This is a genomic window from Janthinobacterium sp. EB271-G4-7A (genome assembly GCF_020858075.1).
In the GTDB taxonomy this organism is placed as follows: Bacteria; Pseudomonadota; Gammaproteobacteria; order Burkholderiales; family Burkholderiaceae_D; genus Janthinobacterium; species Janthinobacterium lividum.
Genome location: NZ_JACYMI010000001.1, coordinates 3060793 through 3077311 on the forward strand (window position 1 = coordinate 3060793; position 16519 = coordinate 3077311).

Sequence of the window (16519 nt, forward strand, 5' to 3'; positions counted from 1 at the left end):
TTCCAGCGTTTGAGGGTGCCGGACAAACGCAAGACTAGAGAAGTGTGTTCATGCCTGTAGACCATTACGAAAATTTTCCTGTTGCATCATTTTTACTGCCGCGCCGCCTGGTGCCCGCCGTCGAAGCCATCTATGCCTTCGCCCGCAGCGCCGACGACCTGGCCGACGAAGGCGACGCCACGCCGGCCGAGCGCCTGGCGGCCCTGCACGCCTACGAAGAGGCGCTGGGCCGCATCGCGCGCCACGAAGGCCATGGGGGCGAGAACGCCGCCATGTTCGAACGCCTGGCCGCCGTCATTGCCAAACACCAGTTGCCGCTGAAGCCATTCCACGATTTATTGTCCGCCTTCAAGCAGGATGTGGAAACGACGCGCTACGCCAGCTATGACGACGTGCTCGATTACTGCGCCCGCTCGGCCAACCCCGTGGGGCTGCTGATGCTGCACCTGTATGGCGCGGCCGATGAACAGAATGTACGCGATTCCGATGCCATATGTTCAGCTTTGCAACTAATTAATTTCTTGCAAGACGTCGCCATCGACCAGCAAAAAGAGCGCATCTACCTGCCGATGGAAGACCTGACCCGCTTTGCCGTCTCCGCCGCCGCCTTCGAGCGGCCCGAGGCGCACGGCAAGTGGAGCGCCCTGATGCGCTTTGAAGTGGCCCGCACGCGCGCCCTGATGCTGTCCGGCGCGCCGCTGGCCCTGCGTTTGCGCGGGCGCATCGGCTGGGAGTTGCGCCTGGTGGTGCAAGGGGGATTGCGCATCCTGGAAGCCATCGAAGCCGTCAATTACGACGTGTTCCGGCGCCGTCCCAAGCTGGAGAAACGCGACTGGCTGATCATTTTCTGGCGCGCCCTGCGCATGTCGCGCAAAAGCTTGCATCAAGAGACACAAGTAAAAACGGCTTTTCCCCCGTCGCCCACTCTGTAAGACGATAGAATAGCGGCTTCGATCTGCAACCCTTGCTCTTTTGACTATGTCTCCCGACGAATACTGCCAACAAAAGGCCGCCCAGAGCGGCTCCAGCTTCTACTACAGCTTCCTGTTCCTGCCCGCCGAACGCCGCAAGGCCATCACGGCCCTGTACGCCTTCTGCCGCGAAGTCGATGACACGGTCGACGAATGCACGGACGAAGCCGTGGCACGCACCAAGCTGGTCTGGTGGCGCAAGGAAGTCAAGGCCATGTACGAGGGCAATCCCACGCATCCCGTGATGCGCGCGCTGCAGCCGCACCTGGACGTATATCAACTGGAAGAAAAGCATTTGCAGGCCATCATCGACGGCATGGAAATGGACTTGAACCAGACCCGCTACCTCGACTACCAGGCCATGAGCCGCTACTGCTGGCACGTGGCCAGCGTGGTGGGAATCTTGTCGGCCAGCATCTTCGGCGCGACCCGCCCGGAAACCCTGCTGTATGCGGAAAAGCTGGGCCATGCCTTCCAGCTCACCAATATCATCCGCGACGTGGGCGAAGACGCGCGCAAGGGGCGCATCTATCTGCCGATCAGCGAATTGCAGCAATTCAATGTGACGGCGGCCGACTTGCTGAATGCGCGCCACAGCGAAAACTTTGAAAACCTCATGCGTTTCCAGGTGGCGCGCGCGCAAAAGGCGTATGACGAAGCCTTCGCGCTCTTGCCGGCAGAAGACCGCCGCGCCCAGCGCCCGGGCCTGATCATGGCCGCCATCTACCGCACCCTGCTCAATGAAGTCGAGCGCGACGGCTACCACGTGCTGAAACAGCGCATCTCGCTCACGCCGATCCGCAAACTGTGGCTGGCCTGGAAGACCTGGGTTCGTGGCTGACAAGGCCGTGAAGCAGCGCTACGCCGTCATCGGCGCCGGCTGGGCTGGCTGCGCGGCGGCCATGGAACTGGCGCGCGCCGGTCACGCAGTGAGCGTATTCGAGGCGGCGCGCACCCTGGGCGGACGGGCGCGCCGGGTCGAACGCGAAAGCACTGTGCTCGACAACGGCCAGCACATCCTGCTGGGCGCTTACACGGAAACCTTGCGCCTGATCAAGCTGGCGGGGCAAGACCCGGACGAGCTGATCCTCACCCTGCCCCTGCAGATGCGCTATCCGGCCGGCTCGGGCGGCATGGATTTCATCGCGCCGCGCCTGCCCGCGCCACTGCACCTGGCATGGGCCCTGCTGCGCGCCCAGGGATTATTGCGCGCCGACAAGCTGGCCCTGATGCGCTTTTCCACCGCCATGCGGACGATGGGCTGGCAGCTGTATAACGATTGCTCGGTCAGCGAATTGCTGCAGCGCTTCGACCAGACGGACCGCCTGAACCGGCTGATGTGGCACCCGCTGTGCCTGGCCGCATTGAATACCCCGCCCGAGCGTGCCTCGGCCCGCGTCTTCCTCAACGTGCTGCGCGACAGCCTGGGCGCGAGCCGTCGCCGCGCCTCCGACATGCTGATCCCGAAGGCGGACCTGAGTGCCCTGTTACCCGACGCGGCAAGCCGCTACGTGGTGCAGCATGGCGGTGAAGTCCGCACGGGCGCCAAGGTGACCGCTTTGCAGGCGCTGCCCGATGGCCGCTGGGGGCTTGATGACGGCGTCGATGACGGCGAGCACTATGATGGCGTGATCGTGGCCACCTCGTCCGTGCAGGCGGCCAGCCTGCTGCAAGGCTTGCACGACGCCCACCTTGACGAAGCGGTGAACCGCATGCAAGCGTTCACGCCGGAAGCCATCAGCACCTGCTACCTGCAGTACGATGCCTCGGTGCACCTGGACTTGCCGTTCTACGCCCTCGTCGATGCGCCGGAGCAACAGCACTGGGGCCAGTTCGTCTTCGATCGGGGCCAGCTCGACAGCAACCAGGCGGGCTTGCTGGCCGTCGTCATCAGCGCCTCCAGCTATGCCGCCGAGCAAGGCCATGGACCGCTGGCGCAAGCCATCGCGGCGCAGCTGGCCCAGGTGTTGCAGCGCCCTGCCCTGGCGCAGCCCCTGTGGACCCAGCTGATCACGGAAAAGCGCGCCACCTTTGCCTGCACGCCCGACCTGGCTCGCCCCGGCAACGCCAGCGGCATGCCTGGCTTGCTGCTGGCAGGCGACTACACGGCCAATGATGACCGGACGCAAGACTATCCGGCCACCATCGAGGCCGCCGTGCGCAGCGGCGTGGCGGCGGCAAAGGCCATTACCACGGGCAAGGTGGCAAAGTAGACTTGACGGTGCATCCTCCCCTGGTGTCGCTCGCCCCCGCGAAATTGCATTCTGTCGCACCGCGCTGGTGCGCCCGCGTGCGCTTGGGTACAGTCTGATCATCGACAACGGCCATGCCACGGGGAATACCATGCACACCACCTTGCACTTGAAAAACAGCTTGAAAGCCCTGGCGCTGCTGGCTGGTGTGGTGCTGGCCACATTCATCGTCATTCACGCACAGCAGGCGCCACAGGCACCATTGCTGCTGAGCCAGGCAAGCATGCTGCTGCCGGCCATGGGCTGAAGCGGCGGACAGGAAGAATATGATGAACAAACAAGATTATCTCGACGCACTGCGGCGCGCGCTGGCAGGCTTGCCACCGGACCTGGTCGCCAAAACGCTCGACTATTACGAACAGACCTTCATCGAAGGCGCTGCGGCCGGCCGCAGCGAGCACGAGATCGCAGAAGACCTGGGCGACCCGAAAAAAATCGCCCTTACCTTGCGCAACAGCACGCACCGCCAGGCTTTCGAGCAAAAGAAAACCCCCGTCAACCTGCTGCGCCTGCTCGTCTCGCTGGTGGGCCTGGCCATCTTCAACCTGTTCATGGTCGTGCCTGCCGCCGTGTACGCGGCCCTGCTGGCCACCCTGTACGCCGTCGGCCTGAGCTTTTACCTGGCCGGCATCGCCATCACGGCCAGCGGTTTGTCCGGCGCCAACGAACTGGTGCTCGACGGTCCTCTGCGCCACGTCTTCATCCACGACGATGACGGCGGCGAAAATGGCGAACGGCGCGAAACGCGCATCACCATCGGCGACACGGGCATCGAAGTCGATCACCTGCCCGGCCGCTTGCAGCATGACCCGGCCGAGTCCGAGCCCGGGGCGCCCGGCGCCTCCTCGCGCATGATGGAGCGGGCCGAAGCGCTGGCCGGCGGGGGCATCCGCATCTCCACCGACATGGACCGCGATGCGCGCACCACGCAAACCGTCTTTGGCGTGGGTATGCTGCTCGGCGGCATCGCCATCTTCCTGCTCAGTCTGGTCGTAACGCGCTATACCTTGATCGGCATCAAGCGCTACGTTGCCATGAATGTTTCCCTGCTCAAAGGTCACTAGAAAGGCTGCCATGAAACGCTTGCTCAAAGTTGGCCTGTCCATGCTCTTGCTGGCACTGGTCCTGATCGCCATGTCGTATGCCGCGCTGCGCGCCAAGGGAATCAGCAATCCCAGCAGCGCCGCCGGCCGTGCCGTGCGCAGCGAAACGCGCCCGGTTTCCCCCAATATCAACAGCATCGACCTGGCCGGCCCCATCGACCTGGTGCTGCGCCGCGGCGCTACGCCCTCGCTGAAGGTCAGCGGCGAGCAGCGTCTGCTGTCGAACGTCGACACCACGCAGGATGGCACGACCCTGCATATCGGCCCGAAAGGCATGCTGTTCCACCACCGCCAGCCCCTGCAGGTGGAACTGGTGCTGCCCACCCTCGTCCGCGTGGAAGTGCACGGCAATGGCGACAGCAAGATCACGGGATTTTCCGGCGACAGTTTCATCCTGGAATTGACGGGTTCGGGCGATGTCAGTTTCACGGGACGCTACAAGCAGGTTGCCGCCACCGTCAACGGTAGCGGCGACCTCGACATCAATGGCGGCAACAGCGACAGCGTGGTGCTGGAAATGGTGGGCTCCGGACGCATCGCCGCCAGCGGCAATACCAAGTTCCTGCGTGCCGATCTGAGCGGTTCAGGCGATATCGATGCCGAGCACCTGGCCGCCGACAAGGCCAGCGTCAGCCTGCAAGGCTCCGGCACGAGCACCGTCTTCGTGCGCGACGCCAGCAACCTGACCCTGCGCGGCAGCGGCGACATCCACGTCCACGGCAACCCGCGCCAGCGCGAAACCCAGAAAAGCGGCTCGGGCGAAATTACCTGGCACTAACGTTCTCTTCCAGCCAACTGACCGCCTGCTCGCCGGCCGCCTTGCCTTGCGCCAGGCAGGCCGTCAGCAGGTAACCGCCCGTCGGCGCTTCCCAGTCCAGCATTTCCCCCGCCAGGAACACGCCCGGCATGGCGCGCAGCATGCTGCCTTTGACACCGTCGAATTCCACGCCGCCGGCGCTGCTGATGGCTTCATCGATGGGGCGCGGACGCACGAGTCGGACGGGCAGCAGCTTGATGGCGTCCGCCAGCCTGGCTTCATCGGCGAAGTCGGCCGCGCTCAGGCATTCGCGCAGCAAGCCCGATTTCACGCCCTTGATGCCCAGACGGCTATTCAGGTGGCTGGACATGGAGCGGGAACCGCGCGGGCGCGTCACTTCCTCGAACACGCGTTCATGACTGTGGTCGGGCGCCAGGTCGAGCCAGATGGTGGTGCTGCCCTCGGCGGCGATCTGCTCGCGCAGCGCGGCCGACAGCGCGTAGATCAGGCTGCCCTCGACGCCGCCCGCCGTGATGACGAACTGGCCCTGGCGCTTGATGAGCAAGCCATCGATATCGCGCGCCGTGATGGCCACCGTCGCCAGCGGTTCGCCGGCATGGAGACTGCTGAAATGCCCGCTCCAGTCTATGTCGAAGCCGCAATTGGCCGGCACGAGGGGCGTCACGGCCACGCCGCGCTCTTGCAGCAGCGGCACCCAGGCGCCGTCCGATCCGAGCCGCGCCCAGCTGCCGCCACCGAGCGCCAGGATCACGGCGTCGAAGCCGCGCAGGCGTTCGCCGTCCGGCGTGGCAAAGGCCAGCTGGCCGTCGCGCCAGCCCGTCCAGCGGTGGCGCATGTGAAATTGCACGCCCGCCTCGCGCAGGCGGTGCAGCCAGGCGCGCAGCAAGGGCGCCGCCTTCATGTCCGTCGGGAAGACGCGGTTCGAGGAGCCGACGAAAGTATCCACGCCCAGGCCGTGCACCCAGTCGCGCACCTTTTGCGGGCCGAACTGGTCCAGCGCCGGCTTGAGCCAGCGGGCCTGCCTGCCGTAGCGCGAGACGAAGGACTGGTAGTCTTCCGCATGCGTGATATTCATGCCGCCGCGTCCCGCCAGCAGGAATTTGCGGCCGACGGACGGCATGGCGTCGAACAGCTCCACCCTGGCTCCCTGGTCGGTGGCAGCCTGGGCGGCCATCAGGCCGGCAGGGCCGCCGCCGATGACGGCGATGTGAAAGGGAGGAAGGCTGGAATGGGTCATGGCAGGCAGGAAAGACGGTGAAAACCCCGGCATTTTAGTCGAGATAAGGCGCGGGGATGGCAAGAATGCCGAAAAATGATGCATACTGCGCCAACATGCTGCAGCGATCGGCACTTTGACTTCACGAGACAACGAGACGACAAGAGGAGAAACACATGGGTGCAGGATTCTGGATTTCCCGTTATTTGCTGGCCAGTTCGATCTTATTCATCATCCTGACGGTGGTCGAGTACAGCAAGGGCACCACCAGCCAGGCCGACATCCTCAGCGCGCTGGCCTGGTCGCTGGTGGCGTCGGCCATCTTCATCGGTTCGAAATACTGGCGCTACAAGAAAGCCATCGCCTGCGCCACGTGCAGCGGGGACAAACCGAAAACCAAGTCTTCATGAAAAAACGGCCACTTCGATGAAGTGGCCGTCTCACTGGGAAGCGGGATCAGCCGCCCGTCACGGGTGGAAAGAACGCCACCTCGTCGCCGTCGCCTACCACGGTAGCGGCATCGCACATCACCTGATTATGCGCCATGCGCAGCGCACGGCCCTGCGCCAGCGCGTATTCCCAGTTGCCGCCGCGGGCGATCAGGAGATTGCGCACCTCGCCCACCGTCAGCCGTGACGCGGCCTCCGCGCTCACTTCCAGCACTTCATGGCCGGTTCCCACCAGCTCGCGCACGCTGGCAAAAAATCGCAGATTGATCTTCATCGCTACTTCCTTAGTACAGCAATTCGTTAAACGGAATAAACCGCAGCATGTCGCCGCGCGCAATCGACAGCCCCGGCGGGCAATCGATCAAGCCGTCGCCCCACACGGTGGACGTCAGCACGCCCGAACTCTGGTTGGCGAACAGTTCCAGCTCGCCCTCCTCATTGACCTTGGCGCGCAAGAACTCGTTGCGCTTGTCCGCCTTCAGGCGCTCGAACGCGGCCGGCAGCTTGTAGCTGCGCGGCGCCAGATTCCCCGCCACGCCTTGCAGGCGCAGGATGAAGGGGCGCACGAACAGCAGGAACGTGACGAAGCTGGAGACGGGATTGCCAGGCAAGCCGATAAAGAAGGCATCCTGCACTTCGCCAAACGCCAGCGGCTTGCCCGGCTTGACGGCGATCTGCCACATGTTCAGCCGCCCTTCCGCTTCCACGGCCGGCTTGATATGGTCTTCCTCGCCCACGGACACGCCGCCCGAGGTGATGATCAGATCATTGCCCTGGGCCGCCTGGCGCAGCACGGCCTTGGTCGCTTCCAGGCTGTCGGGCACGATGCCCAGGTCCGTGATCTCACAGCCCAAATTCTCCAGCAGGCCGCGCAAGGTAAAACGGTTCGAATTGTAGACGGCGCCCGGCGCCAGGGCCTCACCGGGCATGGCCAGCTCGTCGCCCGTGAAGAAGACGGCGACGCGCAGCTTGCGCAGCACCGGCAGCTGCGCCAGGCCCACCGAGGCGGCCAGGCCCATTTCCTGGCTGCGCAGGCGGCGGCCGGCACCGAGGATCTCGCCGCCGGCGCGGATATCCTCGCCCTGGCGGCGCACCCATTCACCGGCCTGCGGCACGTGATTGACCGTCACTACGCCATCAAGCAAGGTGCACTGCTCCTGCATCACGACGCAATCGGCGCCGTCCGGGATCAGGGCGCCCGTGAAGATGCGCGCCGCCGTCCCCGGCTGCAAGGGCTGGCCCACGTGGCCGGCCGCGATGCGCTGCGACACGGGCAAGCTGGCCGCGCCGCTGGCGCAATCCTGCGCGCGCACGGCATAGCCATCCATCTGCGTGTTGTCGCGCTCGGGGACGTTCAGGGTCGACGTTTGCGCGGCCGCCAGCACGCGGCCGTTGGCGCGCATGGTGTCGACCAGCTCCACCTCGGCCACCGGGCGCGCCGCGCCCTGCATGAAGGCTTGCGCCTCGGCCACGGACAGCATCGGCTTGCGTTGTGCGCTCGGATCGTTCATCACAGGCCCGCTCATCACAAGCCCGTGTTGGCGGCGATATACGCCTTCATCTTTTCCACGTCCGCATCCATCACGACGAACTTTTGCGGCAAGTCTTCGATGTTCTCGAAGCCCTTTGGCCGTTCCGCGTCCACGCCCAGCGCTTCGAGGATGGTTTCGTTGAACTTGGCCGCCAGCGCCGTTTCCAGCACGATCATCGGCACGTTGGGCTCCAGGTGCTCGCGCGCCACCTTGATGCCGTCGGCCGTGTGCGTGTCGATGGTGATGCCGTAGTCGTCGGCCACGTCGCGGATGGTATCGAGGCGGTCCTGGTGCGTGGACTTGCCCGACTTGAAGCCGTACTTGGCCACCAGCTTGAATTCGTCGCCGTCGCTGCCAGGCTTGCCGGACAAGTCGAAGCCGCCATGCGTTTCCACTTTCGTGAACAGGGCGCGCACGCGGTCGCTGTCGCGGCCCACCAGGTCGTAGACGAAGCGCTCGAAGTTCGACGCTTTCGAGATATCCATCGACGGGCTGCTCGTATGGTAGGTCTCGGCGGACTTGCGCACGCGGTAGACGCCCGTGCGGAAGAATTCGTCAAGCACGTCGTTTTCATTCGTCGCCGCCACCAGTTTCGAGATGGGCAGCCCCATCATGCGGGCGATATGGCCGGCGCAGATATTGCCGAAGTTGCCCGACGGCACCGTGAACGACACTTTTTGCTCGTTGCTGGTGGTGGCCGCCAGGTAGCCGCGGAAGTAGTACACGACCTGCGCCACGACGCGCGCCCAGTTGATAGAGTTGACGGTGCCGATCTTCTGTTTCGCCTTGAACGGCAAGTCGTTCGAGACGGCCTTGACCATGTCCTGGCAATCGTCAAACACGCCTTCGACGGCGATGTTGTAGATATTCGGGTCTTGCAGGCTGAACATCTGCGCCGTCTGGAAGGCGCTCATTTTCTTGTGCGGCGACAGCATGAAGACGCGGATGCCCTTCTTGCCGCGCATCGCGTATTCGGCCGCGCTGCCCGTGTCGCCCGACGTGGCGCCGAAGATATTGAGTTCGGCATCGTGCTTGGCCAAGGTGTATTCGAACAGGTTGCCCAGCAGCTGCATAGCCATGTCCTTGAAGGCCAGGGTCGGGCCGTTCGACAGCGCCTGCAGCATCAGGGTGGTCTGACCGCCCTTGACGACGTTTTCTTCGAGCACGCGCAGCGGCGTGATGTCGGCCGCGTTTTCGCCGGCGCGGGCGTTCTTGTAGACTGCCTTGGTATAGGTTTTCGCCGTCAGTGCCTTCAGGTCCGCGGCCGGGATATCGGTGGCGAACTTCTTCAGGATTTCGTAGGCCAGGTCGGCATACGACAATGTGCGCCAGGCGTTCAGCTCGGCACCAGTGACTTGCGGGTAGTGTTCAGGGAGATACAGTCCGCCATCGGGGGCGAGGCCGCCCAGGAGGATGTCGGAAAATTGCTGCAAAGATGACTGTTGCGACTGCAATGGCGCTTTATCAGCGCGGGTAGACACGTAATGCATAGATTTGAAGAGTCCAGTTGAGCTGAGAGCGGTTAATCATGAATGGCAGCGGATATTATAGTGCCAGCCGCCGTCCAAGGCGAATCGCGTGGCGCCAGCCAGGTCAGGATGTGACAATTGGAGAGCCTGGATATTGTCAATGCAGCCATAATGGCATGAGATCAAGCCAGGCAAACATGGCCGGCGTGCGTACTGGCGTGCGCCGCCGATTTGCGCCACACTGTGCTTTCTGCCCTGTAAAGTGCCAATCATGGAGTCGAAAACCGGCCATGCCGATCAGTAAAAAACCGTATTTGCAAAGCGCCGCGCTGCGCCCCGACGCTGTCGTCGACATGGACCACTATCCGTTCACCATCCCCGCCATCCGCGACTTCGTGCACATGGACTTCCACCGCGACGTGACGTTTTTCGTGGGCGAGAATGGCAGCGGCAAGTCGACCATGCTCGAAGCGCTGGCCGTGGCGCTGGGCTTCGGCAAGGATGGCGGCACGCGCAACGTGCGCATCGCCCTGCCGTCGGACGAGGAATCGGGCTTGCACGCGCACTTGCGCCTGAGCAAGAGCTACAAGAAGCCCGAGGACAGCTATTTCCTGCGCGCCGAAAGCTTTTTCAACGTCGCCACCTACATGGACGACATGCCCGAATACCTGGCCAGCTATGGCGGCAAGTCGCTGCACGCGCAATCGCACGGCGAAGCGTTCATGGCGACCCTGATCAACAAGCTGCGGGGCAAGGGCTTGTATCTGCTGGACGAGCCCGAGGCGGCCCTGTCGCCGAGCCGCCAGATGGCGGCGCTATCGGTGATCCACCAGCTGGTGCAGGACGACTCGCAACTGATCATCGCCACCCATTCGCCCATCCTGCTAGCCTACCCGAACGCGAAAATCCTGATGTTTACGGGCGGCGGCATCCACGAGGTGGCATATGAAGACACAGAACACTTCGCCGTGACGCGCGATTTTTTGAATAACTACCCCAGGAGGCTGGAGCAATTGTTTGAGGAGGAGTGAAGTTGCTGGCTAGCGTGGCAATGTCGGCTTACGCGCTTTGCGCTAAGCCGACCTACGCCGACCGTGGCGTATCGTAGGTCGGATTAGCGCTCCGCGCGTAATCCGACACTACCAGCAACACATCAGCAAGCGGCGTGGTTGACGGTGATTACATGCACGGCCAGGCCGCCCAGCGACGTTTCCTTGTACTTGTCCTGCATGTCCGCGCCCGTCTGGCGCATGGTTTCGATGACTTCGTCGAGGCTGACGAAATGCGTGCCATCGCCCTTCAGCGCCAGCGAGGCGGCCGTGATGGCTTTCACGGCGCCCATGCCATTGCGTTCGATGCAGGGGATCTGCACCAGGCCGCCGATGGGGTCGCACGTCATGCCCAGGTGGTGTTCGATGCCGATTTCGGCCGCGTTTTCGATCTGCTCATTGGTACCGCCCAATGCCGCCACCAGGCCGGCGGCCGCCATGGCGCACGCCACGCCCACTTCGCCCTGGCAGCCCACTTCGGCGCCCGAGATCGAGGCATTGCGCTTGCACAGCATGCCGATGGCGGCTGCCGTCAGCATGAAGCGGCGCACGCCGCCGACCGGATCGCTGGGGCGGCAATCCTGCGCGTAGTAGCGCAGCACGGCCGGGATGATGCCGGCGGCGCCGTTGGTCGGGGCCGTCACCACGCGGCCGCCGGCCGCGTTTTCCTCGTTGACGGCCATCGCGTACAGGCTGACCAGGTGCACGGCGTCGTGCGGCAAGTCGTTGGCGCGGTTGTCGGATGCCTTCGCTTCCTGCGCCAGGCGCCACAATTTCGCGGCGCGGCGCTTCACGTTCAAGCCGCCCGGCAGGTTGCCCGTCGTTTCCAGGCCGTGCGCGATGCAGTCGCGCATGACGTGCCAGATGCGGTCCAGTCCTTCATTGAGTTCCGCGTCGCTGCGCTTGACGCATTCGTTCGCGCGCAGCATCTCAGGGATCGACAGGCCGCTTTCCACGCCGTGCGCCAGCAACTGCTCCATGGTGTCGAAAGGGAAGACAACCCGCGCGCTGGCGGCCGACTCCACGGCCGCTTCGGCTTGCGCCTCGCCCGCTTCGCGGATAAAACCGCCGCCGATCGAGTAATACACCTTGTCGACCCGGCTGCCGTCCGCCAGTTTCAGGGTAAAACGCATGCCGTTCGGATGCTCGGGCAGGGATTCGCTCTTGTGCCAGATCAAGCCCGTGGCGGCCGTGAACGGCACCACGTGCGTACCCAGCAAGGCGATCTCGCCGGCCGCCTCGATGGCGACCAGCTTGGTGTCGACGGCATCGGGCGCCACGTCCTGCGGCGTTTCGCCCATCAGACCAAGAATGACGGCCTTGTCCGTGGCATGGCCCACGCCCGTCAGCGCCAGCGAGCCATACAGGGCCGCTTCGACGCCCACCACCTGGTCCAGCGGACCGTATTCGACCAGGAACCGCCGCGCCGCCACCATCGGCCCCACAGTATGGGAACTAGACGGCCCGATGCCGATCTTGAACAGGTCAAATACGCTCATATCCATAGAATGTCTCTTTTTTATAGTGGTGCTGTTTTAGAACGCCTGGCAAACCTACTGCGCGTCGCGATTTGCGGCCTGCGATGCTCACTGTGCATCCGCACAGCTGCGCTTCTCTGCCACAACTCCCATCCGCTCGCTACGGTTTTGCCAGGCGTGCGATTTTGCCGGACTCAGGCAGCCTTGGCGGCGTGACCCACGTCGACATTGGCCAGCATGTCCGTGACCATCTGCTCGACGCCGATCTGCGCCTTCCAGCCCCAGTCGGCGCTGGCCTTGCTGTCGTCCAGGCTTTGCGGCCAGCTGTCGGCGATGGCCTGGCGGCTGTCCGGCTTGTAGCTGATCTTGAAGTCCGGCACCATGCGCACGATGGCCTTGGCCAACTGCTCGGGGTTGAACGACACGCCGGCCACATTGTAGGACGAACGGATCTTGATCTGCGACACAGGAGCGTCCATCAGTTCGATGGTGGCGCGGATGGCGTCGGGCATGTAAATCATCGGCAAGGTGGTGTTCGCATCGAGGAAGCAGTCATAGCGCTCGCCGCGCAAGGCCGCATGGAAGATGGCGATGGCGTAATCGGTGGTGCCGCCGCCCGGAGGCGATTTGTAGCTGATGATGCCAGGATAGCGGATGCTGCGCACGTCCACGCCGTACTTGTTGAAGTAGTACTCGCACAGGCGCTCGCCGGCCAGCTTGCTGATGCCGTACATCGAGGTCGGGTCCATCACCGTCATTTGCGGCGTATTGACTTGCGGCGTGTTCGGACCGAAGGCGGCGATCGACGATGGCCAGAAGATGCGCAGCGGCTTGCCTGCCTCGCCGCGTTCGCGCGCCAGTTCCAGGATATTCAGCAAGCCATCCATGTTCAGGCTCCACGCCTTCAGCGGCGCCGCTTCGCCCGTGGCCGACAGCATGGCCGCCAGCTGGTACACCTGGGTGATGCCTTCATCGGCGATGATCTTCGCCAGGCCTTCCTTGTCCAGCACATTCAATTGCGCATAACGCTTGGCCTGGTACAGGTTGTTCGTGCCGATGTCGCTGGCGATGACATTGTCCGCGCCGTGCTGCTGCGCCAGCGCGCCCACCAACTCACTACCGATTTGGCCGTTTGCGCCAATGACTAAAATACGTTCCATCTTCTTATCCTGATTTCTTGTTAATTGGTAGTGGTCAGCAGACCGAGTTCCTTGCCAGCCTGCTCGAAGGCGGCCAGCACTTGCACCAGCTGTTCGCGGGTGTGGGCAGCCGACAGCTGCACGCGCACGCGGGCCTGGCCCATCGGCACGACCGGGTAGAAGAAGCCCGTCACCAGCACGCCCAGTTCATACAGGCGGGCGGCGAATTTCTGCGCCACGGGAGCGTCGAACAGCATCACGGGAACGACCGGATGGGTGCCCGGCTTGATGGTAAAGCCGATGCGTTCGATCTCGCTGCGGAAGAAGGCCGTGTTGTCATGCAGGCGGTCGCGCAGTTCCGTCGACTTGGCCAGGCGCTCCAGTACCGACAGCGAGGCGCCGGCGATCGATGGCGCCAGCGTGTTCGAGAACAGGTAGGGACGCGATTTCTGGCGCAGGGTGTCGATGACTTCCTTGCGCGCCGACGTGAAGCCGCCCATGGCGCCGCCCAGGGCCTTGCCCAGGGTGCCCGTGATGATGTCGATTCGGCCCATCACATTGTGGTGCTCGTGCGTGCCGCGGCCCGTCGCGCCCATGAAGCCGGAAGCGTGGCATTCGTCGATCATCACCAGCGCGCCGTATTGGTCGGCCAGGTCGCAGATCTTGTCGAGCTGCGCAATCGTGCCGTCCATCGAGAACACGCCGTCCGTGACGATGACCTTATGGCGCTTGCCGGCGGCAATCGCCGCTTTCAGCTGCACTTCCAGGTCGGCCATATCGTTATGCAGGTAGCGGTAGCGGCCAGCCTTGCACAGGCGGATGCCGTCGATGATGGACGCGTGGTTCAGCGCATCCGAGATGATGGCGTCGTTTTCATCGAACAGGGGCTCGAACACGCCGCCGTTGGCGTCAAAAGCCGCCGCGTACAAAATCGTGTCCTCGGTCCCCAGGAACGCGGAAATCGCCTGTTCCAGTTCCTTGTGCACGGTTTGCGTGCCGCAGATGAAACGCACGGACGACAGGCCGTAGCCGTACTTTTGCGTGGCGGCAATAGACGCTTCCTGCGTCTGCAGGTCGCCGGACAGGCCCAGGTAGTTATTCGCACACATATTGATCAGGGTACGGCCATCGTCGCACACCACTTCGGCGCCCTGGCGCGAGGCGATCACGCGCTCGGGCTTGTACAAGCCCTGCTGGCGCAGTTGATCGAGATTCTGTTGCAGACCGCTGAAAAAGGTGTTCTTCGCTTGCTCGCTCATGATGATCCTTGTGTGTCCCTGTTGTATGTGTGGTATCCGGGTGACCTCAGCCGCCATAGGGAAAAGCGGCCGCTTGACCGGTGCGCGCAGTATGCTGTACCGTGAAGCGCTGTTTGAAGTCTACACGTTTCCGTGTTTTTCCTCAAAATCCACTATTTCGAACTGAAATTCAATATAGTGGATATTACCCAAGCCTTTTGAACTTTGCAAGCCACCTGCCGATGAAAACCAGCGTTTCGACCAATTCTCCCCCTGAAGTAGGTGCCACCCTGCAACGGCTGCGCCTGGCGCGCGGCCTGACACTGGAGGATTTGTCGCGCATCGCGGGCGTCTCGAAGTCCATGCTGTCGCAGATCGAGCGCGAAAAAGCCAATCCCACCATCGCCATCACGTGGCGCCTGGCCAACGCCCTGGGCGTGCAGATCGGCGAATTGCTGTCCAGCGCGGAAAAAACCGTGGAAACCATCCGCATCACGGACGCCCACGAAACCCCCACCCTGCCCGGCGACCACGCGGGCTACGTGCTGCGCATCCTCGGGCCGATGGAACTGGCCGGCAAATACGAATGGTATGAAGTGACGCTGGCGCCGGGCGGCGAACTGGCGTCGCAACCGCACGATCCGGGCACCACCGAGCATTTGACGGTGATCCACGGCAACCTGGAGCTGGAAGTGGGCGCGGCGAAGAAAAAGGTCAAGAATGGCGGCACGGCACGCTATCCGGCGGACCAGCCGCATACCATCCGCAACCTGGGCAAGACGGAAGGCAAGGCCTTATTGGTGGTAATCCATAGATAGTTGCTTTTCAGCGGTGTGCAATAAGCTCTTTCGCCCATGCTAAGATTTTGGATTAGACAAGATTTTCACTGTCTTTCATGGAGCCTTAGCAATGACGATTTCCGAAAGCACCACCCTCTTCCACCAAAAAAAGGTCGTCCAGTACGATCCTGATATTGCGCTGCAATCCGGGCAGGATATCGTCTACCGCCTCTCGCTCGAGTATGACGACAAGCGCAAGATGCCGGACCTGATCGCCGGCTTCCTGGAAAAAACCGACAAGCATGCGCTTGAGGCACTGATCATCGGCATGTGGGGCGACCCGTACGAGGCAGGCGCCGACGAGGTGATCGCCGCGCTGGCCAGCCACGCGCCGCAGTTGCCGAACTTGCGCGCCCTGTTCATTGGCGACATGACGTACGAGGAATGCGAAATCTCGTGGATCGTGCAAGGCAGCTACAAGCCGCTGCTGGACGCTTTCCCGCAGCTGGAAGAACTGCGCATCCGTGGCGGCAATGAATTGATCATCGAACCGTTCGCGCACCAGAACCTGCGCAAGTTCACCATCGAGTCCGGCGGCCTCGATCAGAAGATCGCGCAGGCGCTGGCACAGTCGAGCATGCCCAAGCTGGAATACCTGGAACTGTGGCTGGGCACGGAGGACTACGGCTTCTCGGGCGACGTGGCGCTGTACCAGAAAGTACTGGCGCAACTGGCCACGCCAACCCTGCGTTACCTGGGCTTGCGCGATGCGCAGATCGCCGACGAGCTGGCCGTCTGGCTGGCCAACGAGCCGCTGCTGGCCACGGTCGAGACCCTGGATCTGTCGCTGGGCACCCTGGGCGACGTCGGCGCCGAAGCACTGCTGCACGGCACGCAATTGGGCAATCTGAAGCGCATGGACCTGTCGCACCACTATATCTCGGAAGCGAACCAGGAAAAACTCAAGGCCCTGCCCTTCCCGGTCAGGCTCGATGATCCGCAGGAAGACGACGAGGACGACGACGAAGTCTATCGCTATGTCGCTGTCGGCGAATAAATAAGGATG

At 63.2% G+C, this 16519-nt stretch carries 17 protein-coding genes; 10 read left to right on the forward strand and 7 right to left on the reverse strand.

Annotation, left to right across the window (positions count from 1 at the left end):
* The first annotated feature begins 50 nt into the window (after positions 1 to 50).
* From hpnC to IGS58_RS13855, 6 genes are all read left to right on the forward strand, one after another.
* Entirely contained in the window at positions 51 to 932 is an 882-nt protein-coding gene (hpnC, locus tag IGS58_RS13830) for a squalene synthase HpnC (protein WP_230521742.1), read from the forward strand.
* Between the two features lie 46 nt (positions 933 to 978).
* Positions 979 to 1812, forward strand: a complete 834-nt coding sequence (hpnD, locus tag IGS58_RS13835; protein WP_034787294.1) for a presqualene diphosphate synthase HpnD — start codon at positions 979 to 981, stop codon at positions 1810 to 1812.
* Positions 1805 to 3184 carry a hydroxysqualene dehydroxylase HpnE gene (gene hpnE / locus IGS58_RS13840; RefSeq protein ID WP_230521743.1) on the forward strand — a complete coding sequence of 460 codons (1380 nt, stop codon included), beginning with the start codon at positions 1805 to 1807 and terminating at the stop codon, positions 3182 to 3184. Before hpnD ends, hpnE begins: the two co-directional genes overlap by 8 nt.
* 130 nt (positions 3185 to 3314) lie before the next feature.
* Positions 3315 to 3470, forward strand: coding sequence for a hypothetical protein (locus IGS58_RS13845; protein WP_161789615.1), 156 nt, complete (start codon positions 3315 to 3317; stop codon positions 3468 to 3470).
* Positions 3471 to 3489: 19 nt separating this feature from the next.
* A complete protein-coding gene (locus tag IGS58_RS13850) occupies positions 3490 to 4287 on the forward strand; it encodes a DUF1700 domain-containing protein (protein WP_230521744.1) in 798 nt (265 codons plus the stop codon).
* 10 nt (positions 4288 to 4297) lie between these two features.
* Entirely contained in the window at positions 4298 to 5104 is an 807-nt protein-coding gene (locus tag IGS58_RS13855) for a head GIN domain-containing protein (RefSeq protein WP_230521745.1), read from the forward strand.
* Here the strand turns inward: IGS58_RS13855 and IGS58_RS13860 are convergent.
* Positions 5091 to 6341: a TIGR03862 family flavoprotein gene (locus IGS58_RS13860; RefSeq protein ID WP_230521746.1), complete on the reverse strand. Its 1251-nt coding sequence runs from the start codon at positions 6339 to 6341 to the stop codon at positions 5091 to 5093. The two genes, IGS58_RS13855 and IGS58_RS13860, sit on opposite strands and share 14 nt — an antisense overlap.
* 155 nt (positions 6342 to 6496) lie before the next feature.
* Here IGS58_RS13860 and IGS58_RS13865 point away from each other — a divergent pair, with 155 nt between their 5' ends.
* Positions 6497 to 6730, forward strand: a complete 234-nt coding sequence (locus tag IGS58_RS13865) for a hypothetical protein (RefSeq protein WP_034781412.1) — start codon at positions 6497 to 6499, stop codon at positions 6728 to 6730.
* A gap of 46 nt (positions 6731 to 6776) precedes the next feature.
* Here the strand turns inward: IGS58_RS13865 and moaD are convergent, their stop codons facing one another.
* The 3 genes from moaD to thrC are packed head-to-tail and all read right to left on the reverse strand — an operon-like array spanning position 6777 to position 9791.
* Positions 6777 to 7043 carry a molybdopterin converting factor subunit 1 gene (gene moaD, locus IGS58_RS13870; RefSeq protein WP_092604782.1) on the reverse strand — a complete coding sequence of 89 codons (267 nt, stop codon included), beginning with the start codon at positions 7041 to 7043 and terminating at the stop codon, positions 6777 to 6779.
* Between the two features lie 10 nt (positions 7044 to 7053).
* Positions 7054 to 8280, reverse strand: a complete 1227-nt coding sequence (locus IGS58_RS13875) for a molybdopterin molybdotransferase MoeA (RefSeq protein WP_230521747.1) — start codon at positions 8278 to 8280, stop codon at positions 7054 to 7056.
* A 14-nt stretch (positions 8281 to 8294) separates the two neighbouring features.
* Complete coding sequence (gene thrC / locus IGS58_RS13880; RefSeq protein WP_070256163.1) at positions 8295 to 9791, reverse strand: threonine synthase; 1497 nt, start codon at positions 9789 to 9791, stop codon at positions 8295 to 8297.
* A 269-nt stretch (positions 9792 to 10060) separates the two neighbouring features.
* Here thrC and IGS58_RS13885 point away from each other — a divergent pair, with 269 nt between their 5' ends.
* A complete protein-coding gene (locus tag IGS58_RS13885; RefSeq protein WP_070256164.1) occupies positions 10061 to 10801 on the forward strand; it encodes an AAA family ATPase in 741 nt (246 codons plus the stop codon).
* 122 nt (positions 10802 to 10923) lie between these two features.
* On the opposite strand, the gene IGS58_RS13890 is transcribed toward IGS58_RS13885, so the two are convergent.
* From IGS58_RS13890 to kbl, 3 genes are all read right to left on the reverse strand, one after another.
* Positions 10924 to 12324 carry an L-serine ammonia-lyase gene (locus IGS58_RS13890; RefSeq protein ID WP_230521748.1) on the reverse strand — a complete coding sequence of 467 codons (1401 nt, stop codon included), beginning with the start codon at positions 12322 to 12324 and terminating at the stop codon, positions 10924 to 10926.
* Between the two features lie 167 nt (positions 12325 to 12491).
* Complete coding sequence (locus tag IGS58_RS13895) at positions 12492 to 13457, reverse strand: NAD-dependent epimerase/dehydratase family protein (RefSeq protein WP_070256169.1); 966 nt, start codon at positions 13455 to 13457, stop codon at positions 12492 to 12494.
* Between the two features lie 20 nt (positions 13458 to 13477).
* Complete coding sequence (gene kbl, locus IGS58_RS13900) at positions 13478 to 14695, reverse strand: glycine C-acetyltransferase (RefSeq protein ID WP_070279496.1); 1218 nt, start codon at positions 14693 to 14695, stop codon at positions 13478 to 13480.
* Positions 14696 to 14916: 221 nt separating this feature from the next.
* Between kbl and IGS58_RS13905 the strand changes: the two genes are divergently transcribed.
* The gene (locus IGS58_RS13905) at positions 14917 to 15492 is read left to right on the forward strand and encodes a helix-turn-helix domain-containing protein (protein ID WP_034781438.1); all 576 of its coding nucleotides are present in this window, start codon (positions 14917 to 14919) and stop codon (positions 15490 to 15492) included.
* Positions 15493 to 15583: 91 nt separating this feature from the next.
* Entirely contained in the window at positions 15584 to 16510 is a 927-nt protein-coding gene (locus IGS58_RS13910; protein WP_070279495.1) for an STM4015 family protein, read from the forward strand.
* The last annotated feature ends 9 nt before the right edge of the window (positions 16511 to 16519 follow it).

Coding starts and splice junctions, on each gene's coding strand:
- hpnC (WP_230521742.1), top strand. CDS start 51: ATGCCTGTAGACCATTACGAAAATTTTCCTGTTGCATCATTTTTACTG.
- hpnD (WP_034787294.1), top strand. CDS start 979: ATGTCTCCCGACGAATACTGCCAACAAAAGGCCGCCCAGAGCGGCTCC.
- IGS58_RS13845 (WP_161789615.1), top strand. CDS start 3,315: ATGCACACCACCTTGCACTTGAAAAACAGCTTGAAAGCCCTGGCGCTG.
- IGS58_RS13850 (WP_230521744.1), top strand. CDS start 3,490: ATGATGAACAAACAAGATTATCTCGACGCACTGCGGCGCGCGCTGGCA.
- IGS58_RS13855 (WP_230521745.1), top strand. CDS start 4,298: ATGAAACGCTTGCTCAAAGTTGGCCTGTCCATGCTCTTGCTGGCACTG.
- IGS58_RS13860 (WP_230521746.1), bottom strand. CDS start 6,341: ATGACCCATTCCAGCCTTCCTCCCTTTCACATCGCCGTCATCGGCGGC.
- IGS58_RS13865 (WP_034781412.1), top strand. CDS start 6,497: ATGGGTGCAGGATTCTGGATTTCCCGTTATTTGCTGGCCAGTTCGATC.
- moaD (WP_092604782.1), bottom strand. CDS start 7,043: ATGAAGATCAATCTGCGATTTTTTGCCAGCGTGCGCGAGCTGGTGGGA.
- IGS58_RS13875 (WP_230521747.1), bottom strand. CDS start 8,280: ATGAACGATCCGAGCGCACAACGCAAGCCGATGCTGTCCGTGGCCGAG.
- thrC (WP_070256163.1), bottom strand. CDS start 9,791: ATGCATTACGTGTCTACCCGCGCTGATAAAGCGCCATTGCAGTCGCAA.
- IGS58_RS13885 (WP_070256164.1), top strand. CDS start 10,061: ATGCCGATCAGTAAAAAACCGTATTTGCAAAGCGCCGCGCTGCGCCCC.
- IGS58_RS13890 (WP_230521748.1), bottom strand. CDS start 12,324: ATGGATATGAGCGTATTTGACCTGTTCAAGATCGGCATCGGGCCGTCT.
- IGS58_RS13895 (WP_070256169.1), bottom strand. CDS start 13,457: ATGGAACGTATTTTAGTCATTGGCGCAAACGGCCAAATCGGTAGTGAG.
- kbl (WP_070279496.1), bottom strand. CDS start 14,695: ATGAGCGAGCAAGCGAAGAACACCTTTTTCAGCGGTCTGCAACAGAAT.
- IGS58_RS13905 (WP_034781438.1), top strand. CDS start 14,917: ATGAAAACCAGCGTTTCGACCAATTCTCCCCCTGAAGTAGGTGCCACC.
- IGS58_RS13910 (WP_070279495.1), top strand. CDS start 15,584: ATGACGATTTCCGAAAGCACCACCCTCTTCCACCAAAAAAAGGTCGTC.